The following is a 22,782-nucleotide window of genomic DNA, read 5'->3' as shown; positions in this document are numbered from 1 at the left end:
CACAATCGTAGGGGATTCGGAATATGAGCAGCAGAGAGACCCGCAACGGGCTGCAGATTGACCCGGTTCTGGTGGATTTCATCGAACAGAAGGCGCTGCCGGGCACGGAAGTTTCGGCAATTGATTTCTGGGCGGGTTTGTCGCGCTTGGCCAATGAGCTTGGGCCGAAAAACCGGGCGCTGCTGGACAAGCGGGCTGACATTCAGGGCCGGATCGATGGCTGGCACGCAGCGCGGCGGGGGTTGCCCATTGACGCGGCTGAATATCAGTCTTTTCTGCGTGAGATTGGGTATCTGGTAGAGGAAGGCGACGATTTCGAGATCGAGACAGCCAGTGTCGACCCTGAAATCGCGCTAATCCCCGGACCGCAATTGGTTGTGCCGATCACCAACGCGCGCTTTGCGTTGAATGCCGCAAATGCGCGCTGGGGCAGTTTATATGATGCGCTTTATGGAACAGATGCGTTAGGCGATCTGCCGACAGGCAAGGCTTATGACGCCGGGCGCGGTGCGCGGGTCATCGCCTGGGCGAAGGCGTTCCTGGATGAGGCTGTGCCGCTATCCGAAGGGTCCTGGGCGGAGGTCTCCGGGTTAAGCGTTAAGGACGGTGCGCTGATGCCGAAGCTCGCCGACCCGTCTCAGTTCGCAGGCTACGCTGGCGCAGCTGAAGCACCGGAGTTTGTATTGCTAAGCAACAACGGGTTGCACATTCAAGTCAGGATTGATGCGCATAGCACAATTGGCGCCACCGATCCTGCAGGTATTTCTGATGTCCGTTTGGAATCCGCGCTTTCGACCATCATGGATTGCGAGGATTCTGTTGCTTGTGTCGACGCGACCGACAAGGTGTTGGCCTATGGAAACTGGCTTGGCTTGATGGCCGGCAACCTGACCGAAGAGGTTACGAAAGGCGGCACAACCTTCACGCGCAAGCTTGCCGGGGATTTGGCCTACATGGCTCCGAATGGCACGCCAGCCACTCTGAAAGGTCGGTCGCTGATGCTGGTGCGAAATGTGGGCCATCTAATGACGAACCCCGCAGTGCTGGATGCCGAAGGGCGCGAGATTGGTGAAGGTTTGATGGACGCGCTCTGCACAACGCTGATCGCCATGCATGACCTGAAGCGCGAGGGCGGGAACTCGGTCAAGGGGTCTGTCTATGTGGTCAAACCCAAGATGCACGGGCCCGAGGAGGTGGCGTTTTCGGTCGAGATTTTCGACATGGTCGAGGATATCCTGGGCCTGCCGCGCAATACGGTGAAGCTGGGCATTATGGATGAAGAGCGGCGCACATCGGCCAACCTCAAGGAATGCATCCGGGCCGCAAAATCGCGCGTGGCCTTTATCAATACCGGATTCCTGGATCGGACGGGGGATGAGATTCATACTTCTATGGAAGCAGGCCCGATGCTGCCGAAGGGCGATATCAAGGATACGCCATGGATTGCGTCTTACGAGGATCGCAATGTGGATATCGGACTGGTCTGCGGCCTGAAAGGCAGAGCGCAAATTGGCAAGGGTATGTGGGCCATGCCCGATCGGATGGCGGACATGCTGGCGACCAAGATCGGCCACCCGCAATCCGGTGCAACCTGCGCCTGGGTGCCGTCACCTACTGCGGCAACGCTTCATGCAACCCACTATCACAAGATCGATGTGTTGGCGCGCCAGGATGAATTGGCTGCTGATGGGGCTCGTGGTACGTTGAATGATCTGCTGACCATACCTCTGCTGGGCGGTCGTAATCTCAGCGCTGGTGAGATCACCCGTGAGATCGAAAACAACGCACAAGGAATCTTGGGCTATGTTGTGCGCTGGATTGATCAGGGAGTTGGCTGTTCGAAAGTTCCGGATATCAACGACATAGGTCTGATGGAGGACCGCGCGACCTGCCGGATTTCTTCGCAGGCGCTGGCCAACTGGTTGCACCACGATGTGGTCAGTCAGGAACAGGTGATGGCAGCGATGCAGAAAATGGCCGCGGTAGTGGACCGTCAGAACGAAGGCGATCCGGCCTACAGGCCCATGGCACCGGGTTTTGACGGGGTGGCGTTTCAGGCGGCTTGTGATCTGGTGTTCCGGGGGCGGGTGCAGCCCTCAGGTTATACCGAGCCTGTGCTGCACGCTCGTCGCCTGGAACTGAAGGCAAGTTTGAGCTAGGGGCAAGGGTAGGAACGAGGGGGCTGTCTGCCCCCTCGTGCTCCCCCGAAGGTATTTTTGGCCAGATGAAAAGGATCGGGCATGAACATTTCATTGCGCAAAGCGCGGACCATCATTCGTAAAGCTCTGGAAAAAGGGCGCGAGATGGAGCTGAAACCGCTCTCGGTTGTTGTCCTGGACGCCGGAGGCCACGTGATCGCGTTCGAACGCGAAGACGGTGCTGCGCCGGGGCGTTTTGCTATCGCACATGGTAAGGCCTACGGATCGGTAATGCTGGGTATGGCGGGGACCGCGCAGATGCAGCGGGCCGAAGGGCAGGCCTATTTCATGGCGGCCGTGAACGGGGTTTATGGCGGTCAGGTTGTTCCGGTTCCTGGCGGTGTGCTGCTGCGTGACCGCAAGGGCGCGGTGATCGGTGCCGTGGGTGTAACCGGCGACACTTCGGATAATGACGCAGCGGCCGCGTTGGCAGGTATCGAAGCCGCTGGGTTGACGGGCGAGATCTGACCCCTACGCCGAACTTCATCGGGGATGTGCGTCGCTGAACACGCGCTTGCGCTACCATGCAGGGTCTGTGCCGTTGCGCGCGGCCAAACCTGCCGATAGGTTTTGCAGGAAATGAGCGATACAAGGGACTTGGAATGGCGCGCCCCGTCGTTGGAATAATCGGCAACTCTTATCTGATGAATGATCAGTATCCGACCCATGCGGGCGGAACGATGAATTCCGAGGCGGTCTCGAACGTGTCTGACTGTCTGCCGCTACTGATCCCCGCCGACCCGCGTTATGTAGCGGTTGATGAGTTGCTCGAGGTTTGCGACGGCTTCCTGCTGACCGGCGGCCGTCCGAACGTTCACCCCGAAGAATATGGCGAGCCCGCGACCGAGGCGCATGGTGAGTTTGACCGCGCGCGGGATGCAATCACGCTGCCTTTAATCCGGGCTTGTGCTGAGCGGGGTCAGCCGTTCTTTGGGATTTGTCGCGGGTTTCAAGAAGTAAACGTCGCCTTGGGTGGTACGCTCTACCCTGAGATTCGTGACCTCCCGGGGCGTCAGAACCACCGGATGCCACCCGACGGCACTTTGGAGGAGAAGTTTGCTCTGCGCCATGTCGTGTCGCTAACCGAAGGTGGTGTGTTCCACCGCCTTCTGGGCGCGGCCGAAGTTATGACCAATACGTTACACGGACAAGGGATCAAGACGCTGGGCGAGAATGTGGTGATCGATGGCCACGCGCCTGATGGCACGCCTGAGGCGATCTATGTCGAGGATGCCCCAGGCTTTACCCTTTCGGTCCAATGGCACCCTGAATGGGACGCGGCGAATGACCCGGTCTCGCGGCCATTGTTCAAGGAATTTGGTCGCGCCGTATACGATTGGAAAAACGCGAAAACGGTCGGGGCGATCCGGCAGTCTGCTTAGTCACGCTAATCTGTCGATGGATCGTTCTAAGGTTTGCCGGCAACATTCGAATAAAAAGATAATTGGATATCTTCCCTGAACCGCGAATTTGCGCCGAGATACCCTTGGCAATATTCAAATCTGACTGGGTTCGGAGCAGTTCATGCACAGCTTTTCAGGAAAGTACCCTCGCGGTTTAAGAGAATTCGTTCCTGCGGCACTTTTTTTGGCGGTCCTGGGAACTGCAGGGCATGCGCAACAATGCAGCTCGGCCGGAGACCTGCTTTACATCGGGCGAACACCTGACTCTTCATCCTCATTGTGGTTATCGCAGACGGAAAGCGGTGCTTTTCGTCTGGAAGCTGCACAGGGCAACACGACCGTTGATACCTGGAGCCGATCTCGGCCTGGAGTTCATCTAAGCTTGTCTCCCTTCGTATCTAATGGATCAGGGGGCGTTCATCGTCTGTTCAAACGCGGAGGGGCACCAAATGGGCGCGACTGTCTGATCGATACGCAAAACCAAAAAAGAGATTGGACGCTGCCGGGTTGGGGTGGTGGCAATGGTGGCGGCGGGGGAGGAAACGGAGGCGGCTCGGGTGGATCCGGTGGCGGTTCCGGGGGTGGCTTCGGCGGTGGCGGCGGCTCGGGTGGATCAGGTGGCGGATTCGGAGGCGGGGGCGGCTTTGGAGGCGGCGGTTCCGGGGGTGGCTTCGGCGGTGGCGGCGGCTCGGGCGGATCCGGTGGTGGCTCTGGTGGTGGATCCGGTGGCGGATCCGGTGGTGGCTCTGGTGGCGGTTCCGGAGGGTCGGGCGGTGGAATTGGCAACATAGGCGAGACAGGTCGACCCGTTAATCCGCTCTACGTAAGTGGGCGACCATCGGGCGATGACCAAGCCTGCGTGGCGGATGCGACGGGTAAGCTTGACCCTGCCTTGTGCGATCCGGTTGTCGGCCCTCCGCTGACGGAGGGGCGCGAGTTTGGGCCAGAATCTGTTTGGAATGTATGGACCAATTTCACCTACACAGACATTGAAGACACCCGTGGAAACAGCGAACTGGATGTGAACGACAGCTTTTTCGAAATTGGGATCGACCGTCTTGTCCAAGAAAACCTCGTGCTTGGTTTGCAGCTTGAATACGAAAACACTCAGCTGGACGGCTTTCAGGGGCAGTTTTCTCAGGATACTTCGGGATTCGCGATCGGACCCTATTTCGCCTGGCGGATGTCTGAGAGGTGGGTTCTAAACGGTCTCGCCACGATCGGTCGCTTCTCCACGGATGTGGATGTGCTGGAGCTGAGCGGTGATTTTGATCGCACCCGTTGGCGCGCGAATCTCGAGGCAATCGGACAATATGAGGCTGGAGCTTACTTAATTCGTCCGTCGATCTCGTTTGATTACTATAATTACAGTGCCGAGGATTACGATCTCACCGGGACGTATCTGGGAAATCCAGCCGAGTTTATTGGTGAAGTCCAAGAAGCAAAATACAGTGCCCTAACGCCCGAGGTCGAAGTAAGTCGTCCGTTCTTGAATGGCAGCTCCGTCATCTCACCTTATGCATCGCTCAGCGCGACCTATTGGTTTGAACGCGAGAACTTAGGGGGTGGAACAGTTGCAAACACTGACAATGATGTTGTTTGGTCAACCCGTTTGGGTGTGAGAGGACGCACAAGCAAGACGGTGTTTCTGGAGGCTTCAATCGGATATCTCGACATGTTCGAAAGTGATTTTGAAGCGACGGAAGCTGCAATCTTTCTCTCTGTCAACTTCTAAGGCCATCAGAAAGAGCGAGCGCCGACCCAGAGCCGGGTCGGCGCAAATTGATCATACGAGCAAGTCGAACTGCTTGTTCAGCGGCAAGCTGCGCGCGCGTTGGCCGGTCAGGTCGAACAGCGCGTTGCCCAAAGCGGGCATCGACGGCGGTGTTCCCGGTTCACCGACACCGCCCAGATGTTTGTTGGTCTCGAGTATCCGGACTTCCGTGATCGGTGTGCTTTGCATCCGTAACGCATCATAATCAGGGAAATTATACTGTTCGACCTCGCCATCGGCAAAGGTGATCTCTTCTTGAGCGGCGGCAGACAATCCGTAGATCATGCCGCCGATCATCTGCGCCTCGACCGTCGCCGGATCCAAAGCCAAGCCGACATCGCAGGCGATCCAGGCCTTGTTGATGCGGATGGTGCCGTCATCGTCAACCACTTCGATCACCTGTGCGACCGGGGTGCCAAAGCTGTAGGCCATTGCCACGCCACGTCCGACACCATCGGGGGTTTTGCCGGTCCAGCCTGACATCTCTTTCACGGCCTCCAGGCACCCCGCAGCCGGGGCGAACTCGGACCTTGCCAACTCCAGCCGGAACTCCAGCGGGTCGCGCCCGGCGGCATGGGCCATTTCATCCAGGAAGGTCTCGTGGAAGAAGGCATTGTGGCTGTTGCCGACCGAGCGCCAGAAACCAACCGGTACAGCCAAATCGGCAACGTGACCACTCATTCTGTAGTTCGGCACCGCGTAGGGCTGGTTGAAAAAGCCTTCGACCAGAACCTTGTCGGGGCCGCCGCCAGAGAAACCCGTCACACGTTCGACCGCTTGGTGGGTCGGGGATTGCGAAGCAACCTTACCGTCGATCAGAACGGCCTTGCCATCCTTCACTGCCCCCCGCATGCGCGCCATCGCGCCGGGGCGGTAGAAATCGTGACGCATATCCTCTTCGCGGCTCCACGTCGTTTGCACAGGGGTGCCTGGAATGGCCATGGCGACCTTTGTGGCGATCTCGCCGAAATCCAACTCGCCCCGGCGTCCGAAACCGCCGCCCAGATAGGTGGTGTGAATCTCAACCGCTTCGGTATCTAGACCGGCGGTGTTGGCTGCGCGGATCTGGATCAGGGTCGGGGCCTGATTGCCGCACCACAGGTCCAGCTTGTTACTGGTATAGAGCGCCGTGGCGTTCATCGGTTCCATTGTGGCGTGGGCCAGATAGGGCACGGTATATTCTGCCGTAATCTCGGTGGCACCTTCAGGAAGCGTTTCGACATCGCCTTCATCGCGCATGGTCGAGTTCGGGGCGTCATCAAACGCCTTGGCAATTTGCGCGAATACCGCATCAGTATCGGGCGGATAGGGGGCATCGCCCCAATCCACGTCAATCGCCTCGACCGCCTGCATGGCAAGCCAAGTGTTGTTGGCAATCACCGCGACGCCCGTGCCCAGATCGACGATCTTTTCAACGCCGGGCATGGCTTCTGCAGCACTGGCGTCAAAGCCGTTCATTGCCCCGCCCAGCTTGGGGTTCATGCGGACCGAGGCGAATTTCAGGCCCTCTGGCCTTACATCGATGCCAAAGGTGGCGGTGCCGGTGGATTTGCCCGGAATGTCGACGCGGGGCAGGGATTTGCCGATCAAACGCCATTCGGACGGATCACGCAGGGAAACCTCGGGCGGTTCGATCTGGCCTGCGGCCTCGGCCAGTTCGCTATAGGGAATGCGCGTGCCATCCGGGGCAACCACAGCACCATTTTCGGTCATGAGTTGATCGCGATCGACCCCCAGTTGGTCCGCGGCAGCCTGCTTCAAGGTTTCTCGCGCAGTAGCGCCGGCCATCCGCATCCGTTCGAACCCGTCTTTCATCGAGGTTGAGCCGCCGGTAACCTGCAGGCTTAACGTTTTGCCCAGAACACCCAGTGCCTCACCCAGATTGTGCTGGAAATCCGAGATGTCATAGCCCTTGCCTGGCAGGCTTTCCCCCATAAGAGCATGGTTGTAATAGGCGGCAGCAGCAGGTCCGTGCAGCACACGGATTTCGTCCAGCTCAACATCCAGCTCCTCGGCGATCAGTGCTGCCCAGGTGGTCATAACGCCCTGACCCATTTCAGCGCGGGGGGCGAACAGGGTCACGCCCTGCTGGTCGATCAGAACAAAGGGGCTAAGCGCGGTTTCCCCGTCACGCGGTTTCAGCGGGTTCGCAGCTGGACGCGTGACGTAGTAGGCACCGAAGGCCACTCCACCTACGATGGCGGCAGATCCGATCAGGAATGTGCGGCGAACGATTTTACCGATACGTCCCATGGCTCAAGCCTCCTTCAACTTGGCAGCGGCATCATGGATGGCCGCGCGGATGCGAGGATAGGTGCCACAGCGGCAAAGGTTGCCTTGCATCGCATCGTCGATGTCTTCGTCCGTTGGGGCCGGGTTTTCAGCCAGTAGCGATGCGGCCTGCATGATCTGGCCCGACTGGCAGTAACCACATTGGGCCACTTGGTGGTCAACCCAGGCCTTCTGGATCGTTGCCATGGCGTCAGGCGTGCCAAGCCCCTCGATCGTGGTGACATCACCCCAAACATCCGAGAGCGCTACCTGGCAGGACCGCACGGCCTCACCATCAATATGAACGGTGCAGGCACCGCAGGCAGCCACACCACAGCCGAACTTGGTACCGGTTAGTCCAACCTCATCACGCAGAACCCATAACAAGGGCACATCATCAGGCAGATCAACCTGATGGGTCTTTCCGTTGATCTTAAGGGCCGTCGCCATGGCGCACCTCTCTTAGCTTTGGCTGGTTTCTGACATAATTAATGAAAAGTGTCAGCTTGTCAATTGACAAAATGCACAAGAAGTGTCAGAGGTTCTCGCATGACGAGTGTAAGTGAAGATTCCAAGACAGCGGCCATTCTGAAATCGGCATTTCAGGCCTTTGCGACCTATGGGTTTAAGAAAACTTCGATGGATGACATTGCCAAAGGGGCAGGGATGTCCCGGCCTGCGGTCTATCTGCATTTCAAGAATAAAGAGGCCATCGTTCGCGAACTGACGCAGTTTTATTATGGCGAGAAAGTTACCCTAGTCGCTGAAGCCTTGGCCAGCGAAGGTCCTTTGCCTCAGATCCTCGCTCAGGCGATCGAGGCGCAATCAAACGGGATGGCTGAAATTTTGGCCTCACCTCATGGGCTTGAAATGCTGGACGCGACCAAATCCATGTCGACGGATATCGTTCAGGAGGGCGAGGCCAAATTGACGCAACTTTACGCCGAATGGTTACGGCGCGAGGATGCGGCAGGTCGCGCGCATTTGCCTGTCGGCCCGGATGAGGCCGCAAAGACAATCACCACATCGCTGAAGGGCGTCAAGATGACAGCCTCCAGCGCTGAAGAGTTTGAGCAGGGTATCTCGCAATTGGCCACGCTTTTGGGCGCGGCGCTTGAGGTCAGGTGACGCGCTGACGGATCTTGTATTCCGGCTTGTCCCACAATTTGTTGGTGATAATGTCGGCCAGAATTTGGGCGGCCTGTTCCACATCACCTTCATCGATATACAACGGCGTGAAGCCGAATCGCATGATATCGGGCGCGCGGAAATCACCGATCACGCCGCGTGCGATCAAAGCCTGCATGGCCGCGTAACCTTCATCAAAATGGAACGAGACCTGGCTGCCGCGCTGGGCAGGGTCGCGGGGGCTGGCGAGTGTCAGCCCGGGGCAGGTAGCCTCTACCCGGGTAATGAACAACTCGGTCAATTTGATGGACTTGGCGCGCACATCAGCCATTTCAGCCATGTCCCAGATATCCATAGCCGCCGACAGCGCTGCCATCTGGATGACCGGAGGGGTCCCGACCCGCATCCTCTCAATCCCCGCGCCGGGACGATAGTCGAGATCGAAGGCAAAGGGGGCTTCATGCCCCAACCAGCCCGAAAGCGCCGGGCGCACGCGATCCGACAGACGCGGAGCGACATAGACGAACGCTGGCGCACCGGGACCGCCATTGAGGTACTTATACGTGCAGCCAACAGCGAAATCCGCGTTGCAACCGGACAGATCGACCGGGATTGCCCCCGCAGAATGGGCAAGGTCCCAGACGGTCACGACACCGTTCGCGTGGGCCAGCTCGGTCAAAGCCTTCATGTCATGCATACGGCCGGAACGATAATCGACCTCGGTCAGCATCAGAACGGCGACCTCTTCGTTGATTTGTGCAGCGACGTATTCGGGATCGACCACGCGCAGTTCGTAATCCGTCCCCAGTGATCGCAATAGCCCATCTGCCATGTAAAGATCTGACGGGAAATTGCCGTTGTCCGACAGGACGACCTTGCGGGTCGGGTTCAGCTCCAGCGCTGAGGCGACCGCCTGATAAACCTTGATCGACAGAGTATCGCCCACCACGACGCTGCCGGGCTCTGCCCCGATCAGCCGTCCGATCCGATCCCCCAGGCCGGTCGGCATACCCATCCACCCGGCTTTGTTCCAGCCGGTGATCAGCAACTGACCCCATTCGTCCTTCATCATGCTTCCGACACGGTCACCGGCTGATTTCGGCAGCGGACCCAGAGAGTTACCGTCGAGATAAAGAACGCCCTCGGGCAGGTGAAACATGGATTTGGTTTTGGCGAAATCGGTCATGGCGAGGCTTTGTCTTTCTGAAACAGTCAGGTTGTAACTGGCTATCTGATCCCGTTGTGTCTGTCTATTGGTGCGGGTTGTCCAGCGCCCTGGGTCGATGCGACACCCTGCGCTTTTGCCAATGCGGTCAGAAAACGATAGGAGAGCGATCAGAAGCGACATCTGCCACCATGTGTCGCCGCGTTAAGGGACAGCCATGCGCCTGATCGACATACCACCTGTTTGGCTTGTGGGCTTTGCCTTGCTCGCCTGGGTCCAGGCCCGCGTGTTGCCGCTGGGGTTGTCTCTGGATGGGGCGGTGACAGATCTGCTCAGCGGCATACTGATCGGTGGCGGTATCATTCTGGCCGTGATGGCGGTGATCGAGTTCCGCCGGCACAAAACCACGGTCTTTCCGCACGAAACACCCTCGACCATGGTGCAGACCGGTATTTATAAGCGCAGCCGCAATCCTATCTATGTGGGCGATGTGCTGATCCTGACCGGGCTGATCCTGCGTTTTGACGCGGTGTTGTCGCTGGTGCTGATCCCGGTTTTTGTCTGGGTGCTGGAACGCCGCTTTATCATACCCGAGGAAGACCGTCTGCGCCGCACATTCCGCGCCGATTTCGCCCGGTATGAACGCAAGACCAGACGATGGATATAAGGGTGTGGTCATCATGACACAGCGTCATAATTGCTGCGCTTGCGAAATAATCTTGCGCAGGATACATGTCTGCTTGTCATTCTATGCTGAACACCCACCTGGCCTGAATCAAAAATTAGGGGGAACCGACTGGTGAAAATTGGGACGCCAAAGGAAACGTACAAGGGCGAGAACCGGGTCGCGATGACTCCGGACTCGGCTGTGCAGTTGCAGAAACTGGGCTATGAGTGCCTGATCGAAAAGGGCGCAGGCGCTGTTGCGGGGTTTTCGGACGCCGCTTATGAAGCCGCAGGCGTTGAGGTCATGAAGACCGCTGCCTCGCTTTGGAAGGCTGCGGATATCATTGCCAAGGTGCGTCAGCCCGATGCCACCGAGCTGAAGCGTCTGACCAAGAACAAGACCCTGATTTCATTCTTTAATCCGGCTGGGAATGAAGACGGGATGGAGGCCGCCAAATCCAAGGGCGCGACCGTGATCGCGATGGAGATGGTCCCGCGTATCTCGCGCGCGCAGAAGATGGACGCGCTGTCTTCGATGGCCAATATCGCCGGGTACCGTGCTGTGATCGAGGCAGGCAACAACTTTGGCCGTTTCTTCACAGGTCAGGTGACGGCGGCTGGTAAGGTGCCACCTGCCAAGGTGCTGATCGTCGGTGCCGGTGTGGCCGGACTGGCCGCGATTGGGACCTCGACCTCGCTGGGTGCGATCACCTATGCGTTCGACGTGCGCCCCGAAGTGGCCGAGCAGGTCGAATCCATGGGGGCTGAGTTCGTCTATCTGGATTTTGAGGAAGAACAGCAGGACGGTGCATCGACTGGTGGCTACGCATCGGTCCAGTCGGAAGAATTCCGCAACGCCCAGCTTGCCAAGTTCCGGGAACTGGCACCCGAGATGGACATCGTCATCACCACGGCGCTGATCCCCAACCGTGAGGCACCTGAGCTTTGGACCAAAGATATGGTCGAAAGCATGAAGCCGGGTTCGGTCATCGTTGACCTTGCAGCGGAAAAGGGCGGTAACTGTAAACTGACGGTGCCGGATGAGAAGATCGTGACCGACAATGGCGTGACCATTATCGGCTATACCGACTTCCCCAGCCGGATGGCGGCGCAGTCATCGTCTCTGTACGCGACCAATATCCGTCACATGATGGCTGACCTGACACCCGAGAAGGACGGCAAGGTCAATCACGACATGGAAGATGACGTGATCCGTGGCGCGACCGTGACCCATGAGGGCGAGATCACCTTCCCGCCACCTCCGCCCAAGGTGCAGGCGATTGCGGCACAGCCTAAGGCCGAGGTCAAGGAACTGACACCGGAAGAGAAAAGGGCGCAGGAAATCGCGGCCTTCAAAGCGCAGACCAAGCAACAGTTCACGTTGCTGGGCGTCGGCGGTGCGTTGATGTTGCTGGTGGGGTTGATCGCTCCGGCCAGCTTCATGCAGCATTTCATCGTCTTTGTGCTGGCGATCTTTGTGGGCTTCCAGGTGATCTGGAATGTCAGCCATAGCTTGCACACACCACTGATGGCGATCACCAACGCGATCTCTTCGATCATTATCGTTGGAGCCTTGATGCAGATCGGATCGGGGTCGTTCCTGGTCATTCTGCTGGCGGCGCTGTCAGTCTTCATGGCCGGAATCAACATCTTCGGCGGCTTCCTCGTAACCCGGCGCATGCTCGCCATGTTCCAGAAATCTTAAGGAGGCCGGGCAAATGGAATTTGGCTTCACTACTGCCGCCTATGTCGTTGCGGCTGTCCTTTTCATCCTGTCTCTGGGTGGATTGTCGAACCAGGAAAGCGCCAAGAGGGCGGTCTGGTATGGCATTGTTGGTATGGCGCTCGCGGTTTTTGCGACGCTGGTTGGTCCGGGTTCAGGCCTGTGGCTGCTGTCGTTGCTGCTGATCGCGGGCGGTGGTCTGATCGGTCAGTACGTGGCGCAGCGCGTCCAGATGACCGAGATGCCACAGCTTGTGGCCGCGATGCATTCGCTGGTGGGTCTCGCGGCTGTGTTCGTGGGATTCAATGCCCATTTCGAGATCGGCAATGTGGCACAAGTCATGGCGATTGCTGACAGTGCGTCTCAGGCAGACCTGTCCGATCTGGGGGCGTTCGCCAAGCTGATCGCGAAGAAGACCGCGGCCGAACTGGCGATCCTGCATGTTGAGCTGTTCCTCGGTATCTTCATCGGTGCGATCACCTTTACTGGATCGGTCGTGGCTTATGGCAAGTTGGCGGGCAAGGTGACCTCGGCGGCGACCAAGCTTCCGGGCGGTCATGCTCTGAACGCGGGTGCGGCTGCTTTGTCGTTGATCTGTCTGATCTGGTACACCAATTCGGGCGGTTTCTTCCCGCTGTTCCTGATGACGCTGGCAGCGCTGTTCATCGGCTATCACCTGATCATGGGCATCGGCGGGGCCGACATGCCGGTGGTTGTGTCGATGCTGAACAGCTATTCGGGTTGGGCGGCTGCGGCCATCGGCTTCTCGCTAGGCAACGACCTGCTGATCGTGGTTGGTGCATTGGTGGGCTCGTCTGGTGCGATCCTGTCCTACATCATGTGTAAGGCGATGAACCGTCACTTTGTCAGCGTAATTCTGGGCGGCTTTGGTGGCCCGCAGGGCGAACAGATGGCTGTTGAGGGTGAACAGATCGCCATCGAGGCAGATGGTGTCGCGGCGGCGCTGAATGATGCAGATAGTATCGTCATCATCCCCGGCTATGGCATGGCCGTGGCGCAGGCGCAGCAATCGGTGTCCGAGCTGGTTCGCAAGCTGCGCGCCAAGGGCAAGAACGTGCGCTTTGCGATCCACCCCGTTGCCGGTCGTCTGCCGGGCCACATGAACGTGCTGCTGGCCGAGGCGAAGGTGCCGTATGACATTGTTCTGGAGATGGACGAGATCAACGACGACTTCCCGGATACGGATGTGGCCATCGTGATTGGCTCGAACGATATCGTGAACCCTGCGGCGCAGGAAGACCCGAACAGCCCCATCGCCGGGATGCCGGTGTTGGAATGCTGGAAAGCCAAGCAGGTGTTTGTGTCCAAGCGTGGTCAGGGCACCGGCTATTCGGGCATCGAGAACCCGCTGTTCTTCAAGGAGAACACCCGCATGTTCTATGGCGACGCCAAGGCTTCGCTCGACAAGCTGTTGCCCATGATCGATTGATCAGAAGGGACAATCTGATTGCAAAGGGCGCCTGAGGGCGCCCTTTTCTTTTGCGATGAGATGGGGGCTTGCCTCCAACCCCCTCAAGATTTTTTAGCCATATGAAGCAAGCGGGCTGTGTTAAACTTGGCGAGTGTTCGGGATAGTCGGAGGCAGACCATGCAGAAGGTAAATGGAATTGGCGGGATATTCTTTCGGGCCCGTGATCCGCAGGCGTTGAGTGCTTGGTATGAGAAGCATTTGGGCGTCAATCACTACGATCCTGTGCCCTGGAAGCAGCGGGAAGGATATACGGTGTTCGCACCCTTTGCGCAGGACACCGAGTATTTCGGCCGCTCCGAGCAGCAATGGATGATCAATTTTCGTGTCGATGACCTGAGCGCGTTGATCGACCAATTAAAGATCGCCGGAATCACCGTCGAGACGAACCCGGAGTGGGACAGCGAGGTCGGGAAATTCGCCCGCATCCACGATCCTGAAGGCAATCCCATCGAGCTATGGGAGCCGAATCAATAAGATAGCGGGATTGTATACCGTTGTATCCTTGTAAGTAATTGAAATAAATAAACAATTGATGTTGTGTCGGTCTGCCTTATAGTGCCGGTGATACACCGGAGCCTTACATGACGCCCATAGACAATCATCCGCTTCGCTATACGCTGGCCAATGAACTGCATGCACGCCCATTTCCGGTTGCACCCTTACCCAGCACGGTTGTGTTTCTGGCGATCAAGAAGCCCAAAGAAGCGGTTACGCGCGATCGTGGCGAGGATATGGCCCACCTGATCAATCTGCTGGATCGCCACGGCGCGCAGCACCCTCAGCCAGAAGCCACTCACTACGCGGGTCAGATCGGGCGTCATTGGCTGAAATGGGAACAACATACCGAGTTTGTGACCTTTACCGCGATCACTCCGAACGTCAGTGAACGTGCGTTCAATCCGGCAGACTTTGAGGTGTTTCCGCCAGATTGGTTGATGGCGAGCCCGGGGCAGCGCGTGACATCGGCCTTAATTCGCGTGGTAGAGTACGAGGGAGATGAGGCGGCAAAGGCTTCGCTGGCTCAGTGGTTCGAGCCGGAAAGCCTAGCAGTGGCGCGGGTGCTGGACGATGCTGCGATCTGCGCTTGTGATTTCCGGATTGATCCGGCGGGGCATATGCGGCTTGCGATGTTTGTCAAGAAAGGCACCGGGCGGCGTCGGACCGGGCGGATCGTTCAGCGGCTGTGCGAGATTGAGACCTACAAGGCAATGTCGATGCTGGGATTTGCACGGGTCAAGCAACTGATGCCGCGCATCGGCGAACTGGATGGTCAATTGACCCGCCTGATGGGGCAGATGTCCGATGAAACAGCCCACCCGGACGAATTGTTGCCGGATCTTCTGTCTACTTCGATCGAGCTTGAGACACTTTCGGCACGGTGTTCTTTTCGGTTCGGCGCCACGGGTGCCTATGAGGCGATTGTTAATCAGCGCATCGAAGTGTTGCGTGAACAAAGATTCAATGGACGTCAGAGTTTTGCCGATTTCATGATGCGTCGTTATGACCCCGCGATGCGGACGGTGAAATCAACCGAGCGACGTTTGCAGGCCTTGTCCGACAGGGCTATTCGCGCCGGCGACCTGTTGCGTACCCGTGTCGATGTCGAACGCAGCGCTCAAAACCAGGCTCTGCTGGAAAGCATGGACCGGCGTGCTGATCTGGCCCTTAGATTGCAGCATACAGTCGAGGGATTATCTGTGGTGGCGATCAGCTACTATGCGGTGTCTCTGGTCAGCTACTTGCTCTACCCACTGACGCAGGCCGGGATTAGCAAAGGGATGCTGACGGCAATTGTGACCGTGCCTGTCATCCTTGCCGTTTGGTTCGGGGTGCGCCAGATCCGGAAGCGAATTGAATAAGCGGTCTATGCCGGGCGACGAATGATCTGTAGAACGGGTGGCGTTTGGCAGATTTTATGAGGATTCCCTGTGATCGGTATTGTTGCGGCGTGGCGGGCTGTGGCCGCCATGTTTATCCTGAACGGTGCGCTGTTCGGCATCTGGGCATCGCGCATACCTGCGGTTCGGGACAGGCTGGATCTGACTCACGAGGCGCTAGGGCTTGGTTTGCTGTTCATGGCTGCAGGGGCCGTGTGTTCGTTTCCGATAACAGGCCGTTTGACCGACAAGTTTGGGGCGGTGGCGATCACGCGGGTTATCGCGGTTCTCTACACCTTTTCCCTGATTCTTTTGGCTCTCGCCGGCGGGTTCTGGTCGCTTGCGGCGTTTCTGTTTGTATTCGGAGCCTTCCATGGCTCGATGGATGTTGCGATGAACGCCTGGGCGGCAGAGGTCGAACAGGCCTATGACAAGCCGGTCATGTCGTCCTTTCACGCGATGTGGAGCCTTGGAGCCGGACTGGGAGCGCTCAGCGGATACGCTGCCGTACAGATGGGGCTGTCGGTGTTGCAACATTTTCTGCTAGCGGGTGGTGTTGTCGTCGCGCTTGCGCTTGTTTTGTCTTGGGTACGCTGGACTTCGAAACGATCGGCTTCAAAACCTGGATCGGTGTTCGCTTTGCCGTCGGGTGCCCTAATCCTTGTGGGTTTCACAGCGCTGTGCGGCGCTTTGGGCGAGGGGGCTGTTGCGGATTGGAGCGCGATTTTCCTGCGTGACGTTACCGGTGCGGCTGAGAGTATCGCGGCGTTAGGCTATGCGGTCTTCTCGGTCATGATGGTTGCGTTCCGGCTTGCGGGCGGGGTGGTGATCGCGCGTTTCGGGCCTGTTGCAACAGCACGATTTGGCGGCGTTTGCGCCGCGCTGGGCGTGTTTGGCGTGGTATCGGCGGGAGGGGCAGGATTGGCTTTGGCGGGTTTTGCTCTGATGGGAGTGGGCTATGCGGTAATCATGCCTCTGGCCTTTAGCCGCGCGGCCAACGACCCGCATGTCCCGCCCGGACAGGCGATCGCAAGCGTCGCGACTTTGGGATACGGAGGTTTATTGATTGGGCCGCCTCTGATCGGATTTCTGGCCGAGTTGATGACGCTGAGATTTGCCTTTGCAGTTCTTTTACCGCTGGCCGTTCTGATCATCGTATTGGCCGGCGCGCTGAAGCGCGCCGACTAAGTTCGCTTAACGTCCGCGAATACGTGGATCCAGCGCATCGCGCAGGCCGTCACCCAGATAATTTACACTGAGGACGGTTAGTGAGATCGCCAGTCCGGGCCAGAACACGCGCTCGGGGTATTGCTGCAGATAGTCGACGCCATCGAAGAGCAGCCGACCCCATGTCGGGAAGTCCGGCGGAAATCCGAGGCCGAGGAAGGAAAGCGCGCTTTCGGTGATGATCGCAGTTGCAATCCCCAGCGTGGCCGACACCATGATCGGAGACAGAACATTCGGCAGGATGTGCCGGGTGATGATCTGGCCATTGCTGGTGCCGATGGACCGGGCGGCCAGAACGAACTCACGCTCTTTGATCGCCAGCACATCGCCGCGCACGATCCGCGCTGTGGGCATCCATGAGGTGATGCCGATGGCGCAGACGATCAGGATGAAGATTCCACGCTCTAACCCGAAGGCAGCAGATAGCGGCTCGCGGAAGAGCAGCATCATGACCAGCAGCAGCGGTAGCAACGGCAAGGCCAAGAACAGATCCGTCAGGCGCATCAGTGGGCCATCCAGCCGCTTGAAAAACCCGGCCAGAACACCGATGAACGAGCCCAGAAACAGCGCCAACAGCATCGCGGTGATGCCGACTGACACCGATGTCTGACCGCCTGACATCATGCGAGCTAGGATATCGCGGCCCAACTGGTCGGTGCCAAAGGGATGCGCCCAACTGGGGCCCTGATTGCGCGAACGGATGTCGATCTGAGTGGGGTCGATGCTCCATAAGTACGGGCCCAGATAGACGCCTGCGACGATGAAGATGAACAGAATCGCTCCGATCATCGCGCCTTTGTGGGTCTTGAACTGATCCCAGACATCGCGCCATTGGCTCCGTGGTGGGGTGGCCAGTTCTTCCATCACATCGGTGGTTGGCAGCGCTGTCGAGGCGGGCGCAAGCCCTTCGTCCGGGACCAGTGTATCGGTACGATCATGATCAGTCATAACGAATCCTCGGGTCCAGAATGCCATAGAGAACGTCGGCGATCAGATTGAACAGGACGATCAGCACTGCAAATATGAAGGTCAGGGTTTGGACCATCGGCAAGTCATTGGCCTGAATAGCCCCGATCAGCAACTGGCCGATGCCGTTCACTTTGAACACCTGCTCGGTAATGATCGCTCCGCCGAAGATGGCTGGAATACCCAGCGCGATAACGGTGACCACAGGGATCATCGAGTTGCGCAGGACGTGGACCATGACGACCGTATATTCGCTGAGGCCCTTGGCGCGGGCGGTGCGGACATAATCCTGATTAAGGTTGTCCAGCATCGAGGCGCGCATGAATCGGCTGAGCTGCGCGGTGATCTGCAGAGCCAGAACCATGACCGGCATGATCATCTGTTTCAGCTGTACAACAAAGCTGTCCCAGCTATTGACCACATGGGTGGTGTCATAGATCGACGGGAACCATCCAAGCTGGACTGAGAAGATCACGATCACCAATACGCCCGAGAAGAACGGCGGTACCGAGAAGCCGACCATCGACACGAATGTGCCCATTTGGTCGAACCAGGAATACTGCCGGTAAGCCGAATAGATACCGATGGGCAGGGCGATCAGGATGGCGACCACATAAGCGGTGCCAACAACCCACAGGGTCTGCGGGATGCGCTGAACGACGATGTCCATGACGGGTGAGCGGGTCTGCCACGAAATCACGCGCAGGTCACCTTCGGAGAAGGTTGTACCAAAGATCGAGTCGACCAGAACCTGCGGTTCGATCCAGAAGAACTGCACGATCCATTTCCAGAACCGGATATGCATCGGCTGACCGAGGCCCAGTGCCTCGCGCATCTTCTCTTTGACTTCGGGGGGGACGGTAAGTGGAACCTGCGCCATCGGATCGCCGGGTGCGAGTTCGAGGAGCAGGAAGATGACGAGGCTGATGAACAGTAGCGTGGGAACGGCCAGCACCAGTCGTCTGATGGTAAAGTTGAGCATTAAGAGGCGCCTTTATATGCGTCTTCTTGTTGGAGTGGTCTGCAAATGACCGCGCCCCGATATGGGTCGGGGCGCGGTTTTGCAAGATTAACGCTTAGGAACCGGTCTTGCGGTACCAGTCCGCAATGTTCCACAGCTCGCTGTCCCAAACGTTCAGGACAACGCCACCCAGCGTATTGGCGTGTGCCGACAGACGACCACGGTGCACCAGCGGGATCATTCCGCCATTTTCAACCATGATGTCGTTCAGCTGACGCGCGATCTGCGCGCGCTCATCCGCACCTGCGGTTTCGGCCAGCTTGCCATGCAGCTTGTCGAACTCTTCGTTGCAGAAACGGCTGATGTTCTCGCCCTGCCACTGGCTTTCAGGCTTGGGTGCCTTGTCGCACAGGCCGTTGCCCAGATAGGACTGCGGGTCAGTGCCGTTGAAGGTGTTGGCATACATTTCAACGTCGGCATAGAACTTCTGGAAGGTGTCAGGCGAACCCGGATCACCACCAAAGAAGACCGAAGCATTGATGTTGCGCAGCTCAGTTTCGATACCGATTTGGCTCCACCATTCTTTGATCAGCGCCTGGAAGTCCTGGCGAACTGCGTTGGTAGAAGTCTGGTAGACAATCTTCAGCGGTACACCGTCTTTTTCACGGATGCCATCGCCATCGGAATCAACGATACCCGCGTCATCCAGAAGCTTCTTGGCACCTTCGATATCTTGAGTATCGCAGCTGAATGTGTCGGAATTCACCGCGGCAGGCGCAGGTACCCAGTTGCAGGTAACCTTACCGGCCTGACCGTAGCCGATTTCAACCAGCAGCGGCCGGTCGATGGCCAGCGACATGGCCTTGTAAACAGCAGGGTCCTGCAGGAACGGGTGCGGATGCGTTGCAGTCGAACGCTCGCCCTCCGGCAGATCTGGCGACGGGTTGGTCTGGTTCAGCATGATGCGTTCCACCAGCGGGCCGAAGCCTGCGACCGGAGTACCTTTGCCGCCTTCCTGCATCTGCGCGATCACTTCAGGCGCAAGCTGCAAGTTCCAGGCATAGTCAAATTCGCCGGTTTCCATGACCGCACGACCAGCAGCAGTTGCATCGCCACCGCCTTTGAATGTCACCGTTGCGAACGCAGGCTTTGCCGGGTCACGGTAGTTATCATTGGCCTTGAAAGTGATCACGTCATTTGGCTTGAACTCGGTGACAACAAACGGGCCTGTGCCGATCGGGTTAAAGTTCTGCTCGGTGCATTCGGGCGCTTTGGCTCCCATGCAATCCGCGAACTGTGCCGCCTGGATGATCGGGCTCTCACCACCCACGAACGGGCCGTAAGGGAACGGGGTCGGCGCATCGAATGTGACTTTGACGGTCAGATCATCGACAGCTTCGACATTGGTGACACCTTCAAATTTGGTCACCTGCGCACAACCGCCTTCTGGGTCCATGCAATAGTTTGCAGTGAACACTACATCAGCGGAGGTGAAAGGTGTGCCGTCTGACCAGGTGATTCCCGGCGCGATTTTCCAAGTGATCGAGGTCAGGTCTTCGCTGACGCCACCATTTGCAACTGTCGGAATTTCGGATGCCAGGAACGGAACCATTTCGCCATCTTGATTGTACCGGGCGAGCGGCTCAATCACTAGCGACGCGGATTCCACATCCTTGGTGCCACCCGAAAGGAACGGGTTCAGGATCGATGGGGCTTGCCAGTAAATGATGCTGACATTGCCGTCCGATCCACGCTCGGCCATGGCCATCGGGGCCATTGCCGTGCTTGCAATCGCACCAAGCAAAAGGGTTTTGATTTTCATCATACACTCCATGTTGGACACATACGTGTCTCGATTATCTCCGCGATGCCCGCGGGTTAGGCGTGGCCGTCAAAAGGGATAAGGATTTGGAATCAAACGGAAACGATTGTATCGCCTTCGTGTATTCAGACCTCTCCCCAGAACGGTTACGCGGCGTATCGAAACAGAGTTTTGGAAAATTGCAAGCCTTGCCTTGCGAAATTTGACCTATCGGTTTGACTTTTCACATCTGCCCGCCTTAGCGTTTGGCACCCAATCCGAAAAGCCGCCAAGGGGAGAGCGCGCGTGCTGGATCAGCCAATTGCCCAGATCAAAAAACTGCGGGTCGAATTTCAAACTAAAGATGGCCCAGTGGTGGGCGTCGAGGACGTCTCGTTCGAGGTCAACCCAGGCGAAACCGTCTGTATCGTGGGCGAATCGGGGTCGGGCAAATCAGTCTCATCTCTATCGCTGATGCGCTTGGTCGAGTTCGGCGGCGGTGAAATTGCTGGCGGGCAACTGCTTTTCGATCGCCGCGGCGGCGAGGAAATGGATCTGTCCCACGCCGATCAAGATCTGATGAAGCAGATTCGCGGAAATGAGATCGGAATGATCTTTCAGGAGCCGATGACGGCCTTGAACCCGGTTTTCACCGTCGGACGGCAGCTCACCGAAGGATTGCGAATCCACAAGGACATGAACAAAGCGCAGGCCGAAGAGCGAGCGCTGGAACTATTGCGTCAGGTGCGCATCCCTGAGCCCGAGCGACGTTTGAAGCAATATCCGCATGAACTGTCCGGTGGCATGCGCCAGCGTGTGGTGATCGCCATGGCCATGGCGTGTGAGCCACGCCTGTTGATTGCGGATGAACCCACTACTGCATTGGATGTGACCATCCAGGCCGAGATTCTGGCGCTGATGGACCGCCTGAAGCGCGAGACCGGTACGGCAGTAATGTTTATCACCCATGACATGGCTGTCGTCGCGCAGATGGCGGACCGGGTGGTGGTCATGTTCCGCGGCAACAAGGTCGAGGAAGGCACCGTCAAAGAAATCTTCGAAAACCCGCAGCACGATTACACCAAGGCGTTGCTGGCGGCGGTTCCGAAATTGGGCGAGATGCAGGGTAAAGCCGCGCCCGAGCCAATGAAACTGCTGGGTGAGGAAGGCCAGAAGATCGCTCCGATCCCGGGTACGAACGAAGTGTTGCTGACGGTCAAGAACCTGACCACGCGATTTGCGGTGAAAGGCGGATTGCTGCGTCGGACCATCTCGAACGTGCATGCAGTCGAAGATGTCTCGTTCACGCTGAACCGGGGGCAGACTCTCAGCCTCGTTGGCGAATCTGGGTGTGGCAAGTCGTCGGCAGGGCGCTCGATCCTGCGATTGGTGGAGCCGATGGCGGGTGAGGTTGATCTGGACGGTGTCGACATCATGAAGCTGGACCAGGCCGGCCTGCGCAAAGCGCGGCTGGACATGCAGATGATCTTTCAGGATCCGTTCGCCTCGCTGAACCCTCAGATGCAGTTGGTTGATCAGGTCGCCGAACCGATGCGGAACTATGGGGTTGCGTCGGGGTCAGAACTGCAGGACCGCGTGGCGCAACTGTTCGACAAAGTGCAACTGCCGCGCAGCTTCATGCGCCGCTTCCCACATGAGATGTCGGGTGGTCAGCGGCAACGGATTGCGATTGCGCGAGCACTGGCGCTGAATCCCAAGCTAATCATCGCGGATGAGGCCGTTTCGGCGCTGGACGTCTCGGTTCAGGCGCAGGTGCTGAACCTGATGATGGAGCTGCAGTCCGAGCTTGGCCTCAGCTATCTGTTCATCAGCCATGACATGGCGGTGGTCGAGAGGGTCAGTCACCATGTCGGTGTGATGTATCTGGGCCGCATTGTCGAACTGGGCCCGCGTGCTCGGGTTTTTGAGAACCCACAGCACCCTTATACGCAGGCACTGATGAAGGCGGTACCAATTGCCGACCCGAACAAGCGCAAGTCGGAAAAAGACTTGAACTTCAAACCGATCCCGTCGCCAATTCATCCGATTGGATACGCGCCCGAACCCTCGCAATACAACGAGGTTGAACCGGGCCATTTTGTTTTGACCACTGACAGCGGATATTGACCC

18 protein-coding genes are annotated in these 22,782 nt (G+C 58.0%); 12 read left to right on the top strand and 6 right to left on the bottom strand.

Going from position 1 to position 22,782, the window contains the following annotated elements:
- Nucleotides 1-23: 23 nt before the first annotated feature.
- The 4 genes from AC2TEM_RS08630 to AC2TEM_RS08615 all read left to right on the top strand — a co-directional run bounded on the left by AC2TEM_RS08630 (nt 24) and on the right by AC2TEM_RS08615 (nt 5,336).
- Nucleotides 24-2,159: a malate synthase G gene (locus AC2TEM_RS08630; protein ID WP_170424168.1), complete on the top strand. Its 2,136-nt coding sequence runs from the start codon at nt 24-26 to the stop codon at nt 2,157-2,159.
- A gap of 81 nt (nt 2,160-2,240) precedes the next feature.
- A complete protein-coding gene (locus AC2TEM_RS08625) occupies nt 2,241-2,666 on the top strand; it encodes a heme-binding protein (RefSeq protein WP_170424166.1) in 426 nt (141 codons plus the stop codon).
- A 134-nt stretch (nt 2,667-2,800) separates the two neighbouring features.
- Entirely contained in the window at nt 2,801-3,580 is a 780-nt protein-coding gene (locus AC2TEM_RS08620) for a gamma-glutamyl-gamma-aminobutyrate hydrolase family protein (protein ID WP_170397133.1), read from the top strand.
- Between the two features lie 403 nt (nt 3,581-3,983).
- Nucleotides 3,984-5,336 carry an autotransporter outer membrane beta-barrel domain-containing protein gene (locus tag AC2TEM_RS08615; RefSeq protein ID WP_170609044.1) on the top strand — a complete coding sequence of 451 codons (1,353 nt, stop codon included), beginning with the start codon at nt 3,984-3,986 and terminating at the stop codon, nt 5,334-5,336.
- 51 nt (nt 5,337-5,387) lie between these two features.
- Here the strand turns inward: AC2TEM_RS08615 and AC2TEM_RS08610 are convergent, their stop codons facing one another.
- Both AC2TEM_RS08610 and AC2TEM_RS08605 read right to left on the bottom strand, forming a co-directional pair.
- Entirely contained in the window at nt 5,388-7,628 is a 2,241-nt protein-coding gene (locus AC2TEM_RS08610; protein WP_170424162.1) for a molybdopterin cofactor-binding domain-containing protein, read from the bottom strand.
- Between the two features lie 3 nt (nt 7,629-7,631).
- Nucleotides 7,632-8,096, bottom strand: a complete 465-nt coding sequence (locus tag AC2TEM_RS08605) for a (2Fe-2S)-binding protein (protein ID WP_170397127.1) — start codon at nt 8,094-8,096, stop codon at nt 7,632-7,634.
- 99 nt (nt 8,097-8,195) lie between these two features.
- Here AC2TEM_RS08605 and AC2TEM_RS08600 point away from each other — a divergent pair, with 99 nt between their 5' ends.
- Complete coding sequence (locus AC2TEM_RS08600) at nt 8,196-8,774, top strand: TetR/AcrR family transcriptional regulator (RefSeq protein ID WP_170424159.1); 579 nt, start codon at nt 8,196-8,198, stop codon at nt 8,772-8,774.
- Here the strand turns inward: AC2TEM_RS08600 and kynU are convergent.
- On the bottom strand, nt 8,767-9,960 hold the full coding sequence (gene kynU, locus AC2TEM_RS08595; RefSeq protein ID WP_170424157.1) for a kynureninase: 1,194 nt from the start codon (nt 9,958-9,960) through the stop codon (nt 8,767-8,769). The two genes, AC2TEM_RS08600 and kynU, sit on opposite strands and share 8 nt — an antisense overlap.
- A 196-nt stretch (nt 9,961-10,156) precedes the next feature.
- On the opposite strand from kynU, the gene AC2TEM_RS08590 reads away from it, so the two are divergent.
- From AC2TEM_RS08590 to AC2TEM_RS08565, 6 genes are all read left to right on the top strand, one after another.
- The gene (locus AC2TEM_RS08590; protein WP_170397122.1) at nt 10,157-10,606 is read left to right on the top strand and encodes a methyltransferase family protein; all 450 of its coding nucleotides are present in this window, start codon (nt 10,157-10,159) and stop codon (nt 10,604-10,606) included.
- Nucleotides 10,607-10,738: 132 nt separating this feature from the next.
- Nucleotides 10,739-12,310 (top strand): Re/Si-specific NAD(P)(+) transhydrogenase subunit alpha, encoded by a 1,572-nt coding sequence (locus tag AC2TEM_RS08585; RefSeq protein ID WP_480856138.1) that lies wholly within the window; start codon nt 10,739-10,741, stop codon nt 12,308-12,310.
- A 13-nt stretch (nt 12,311-12,323) separates the two neighbouring features.
- The gene (locus AC2TEM_RS08580; protein ID WP_170404102.1) at nt 12,324-13,778 is read left to right on the top strand and encodes an NAD(P)(+) transhydrogenase (Re/Si-specific) subunit beta; all 1,455 of its coding nucleotides are present in this window, start codon (nt 12,324-12,326) and stop codon (nt 13,776-13,778) included.
- A gap of 159 nt (nt 13,779-13,937) precedes the next feature.
- Entirely contained in the window at nt 13,938-14,294 is a 357-nt protein-coding gene (locus tag AC2TEM_RS08575) for a VOC family protein (protein ID WP_170404099.1), read from the top strand.
- A gap of 107 nt (nt 14,295-14,401) precedes the next feature.
- The gene (locus tag AC2TEM_RS08570; protein ID WP_170397113.1) at nt 14,402-15,679 is read left to right on the top strand and encodes a DUF3422 domain-containing protein; all 1,278 of its coding nucleotides are present in this window, start codon (nt 14,402-14,404) and stop codon (nt 15,677-15,679) included.
- Nucleotides 15,680-15,748: 69 nt separating this feature from the next.
- Nucleotides 15,749-16,885 (top strand): MFS transporter, encoded by a 1,137-nt coding sequence (locus tag AC2TEM_RS08565; protein ID WP_170424153.1) that lies wholly within the window; start codon nt 15,749-15,751, stop codon nt 16,883-16,885.
- A gap of 6 nt (nt 16,886-16,891) precedes the next feature.
- Here AC2TEM_RS08565 and AC2TEM_RS08560 read toward each other — a convergent pair whose 3' ends face one another.
- The 3 genes from AC2TEM_RS08560 to AC2TEM_RS08550 form a co-directional block, all read right to left on the bottom strand.
- Nucleotides 16,892-17,872 carry an ABC transporter permease gene (locus AC2TEM_RS08560; RefSeq protein ID WP_170397109.1) on the bottom strand — a complete coding sequence of 327 codons (981 nt, stop codon included), beginning with the start codon at nt 17,870-17,872 and terminating at the stop codon, nt 16,892-16,894.
- Entirely contained in the window at nt 17,865-18,872 is a 1,008-nt protein-coding gene (locus AC2TEM_RS08555; protein WP_170397107.1) for an ABC transporter permease, read from the bottom strand. The genes AC2TEM_RS08560 and AC2TEM_RS08555 overlap by 8 nt, the downstream gene beginning before the upstream one ends.
- Before the next feature lie 94 nt (nt 18,873-18,966).
- Nucleotides 18,967-20,673 (bottom strand): peptide ABC transporter substrate-binding protein, encoded by a 1,707-nt coding sequence (locus AC2TEM_RS08550; protein WP_170397105.1) that lies wholly within the window; start codon nt 20,671-20,673, stop codon nt 18,967-18,969.
- Nucleotides 20,674-20,958: 285 nt separating this feature from the next.
- On the opposite strand from AC2TEM_RS08550, the gene AC2TEM_RS08545 reads away from it, so the two are divergent.
- Entirely contained in the window at nt 20,959-22,779 is a 1,821-nt protein-coding gene (locus AC2TEM_RS08545) for an ABC transporter ATP-binding protein (RefSeq protein WP_170397103.1), read from the top strand.
- Nucleotides 22,780-22,782 lie beyond the last annotated feature (3 nt).

It is taken from the genome of Ruegeria sp. HKCCD3925 (assembly GCF_057221175.1).
Note: the sequence above shows the minus strand (reverse complement) of the source record. Positions and strands in the feature narration are given on the sequence as shown.

What these genes read in the sequence shown, in the direction of transcription:
- AC2TEM_RS08610 (WP_170424162.1), bottom strand. Translation starts at nt 7,628, where the DNA reads ATGGGACGTATCGGTAAAATCGTTCGCCGCACATTCCTGATCGGATCT.
- kynU (WP_170424157.1), bottom strand. Translation starts at nt 9,960, where the DNA reads ATGACCGATTTCGCCAAAACCAAATCCATGTTTCACCTGCCCGAGGGC.
- AC2TEM_RS08555 (WP_170397107.1), bottom strand. Translation starts at nt 18,872, where the DNA reads ATGCTCAACTTTACCATCAGACGACTGGTGCTGGCCGTTCCCACGCTA.
- AC2TEM_RS08580 (WP_170404102.1), top strand. Translation starts at nt 12,324, where the DNA reads ATGGAATTTGGCTTCACTACTGCCGCCTATGTCGTTGCGGCTGTCCTT.
- AC2TEM_RS08560 (WP_170397109.1), bottom strand. Translation starts at nt 17,872, where the DNA reads ATGACTGATCATGATCGTACCGATACACTGGTCCCGGACGAAGGGCTT.
- AC2TEM_RS08605 (WP_170397127.1), bottom strand. Translation starts at nt 8,096, where the DNA reads ATGGCGACGGCCCTTAAGATCAACGGAAAGACCCATCAGGTTGATCTG.
- AC2TEM_RS08625 (WP_170424166.1), top strand. Translation starts at nt 2,241, where the DNA reads ATGAACATTTCATTGCGCAAAGCGCGGACCATCATTCGTAAAGCTCTG.
- AC2TEM_RS08630 (WP_170424168.1), top strand. Translation starts at nt 24, where the DNA reads ATGAGCAGCAGAGAGACCCGCAACGGGCTGCAGATTGACCCGGTTCTG.
- AC2TEM_RS08550 (WP_170397105.1), bottom strand. Translation starts at nt 20,673, where the DNA reads ATGAAAATCAAAACCCTTTTGCTTGGTGCGATTGCAAGCACGGCAATG.
- AC2TEM_RS08590 (WP_170397122.1), top strand. Translation starts at nt 10,157, where the DNA reads ATGCGCCTGATCGACATACCACCTGTTTGGCTTGTGGGCTTTGCCTTG.
- AC2TEM_RS08570 (WP_170397113.1), top strand. Translation starts at nt 14,402, where the DNA reads ATGACGCCCATAGACAATCATCCGCTTCGCTATACGCTGGCCAATGAA.
- AC2TEM_RS08620 (WP_170397133.1), top strand. Translation starts at nt 2,801, where the DNA reads ATGGCGCGCCCCGTCGTTGGAATAATCGGCAACTCTTATCTGATGAAT.
- AC2TEM_RS08575 (WP_170404099.1), top strand. Translation starts at nt 13,938, where the DNA reads ATGCAGAAGGTAAATGGAATTGGCGGGATATTCTTTCGGGCCCGTGAT.
- AC2TEM_RS08600 (WP_170424159.1), top strand. Translation starts at nt 8,196, where the DNA reads ATGACGAGTGTAAGTGAAGATTCCAAGACAGCGGCCATTCTGAAATCG.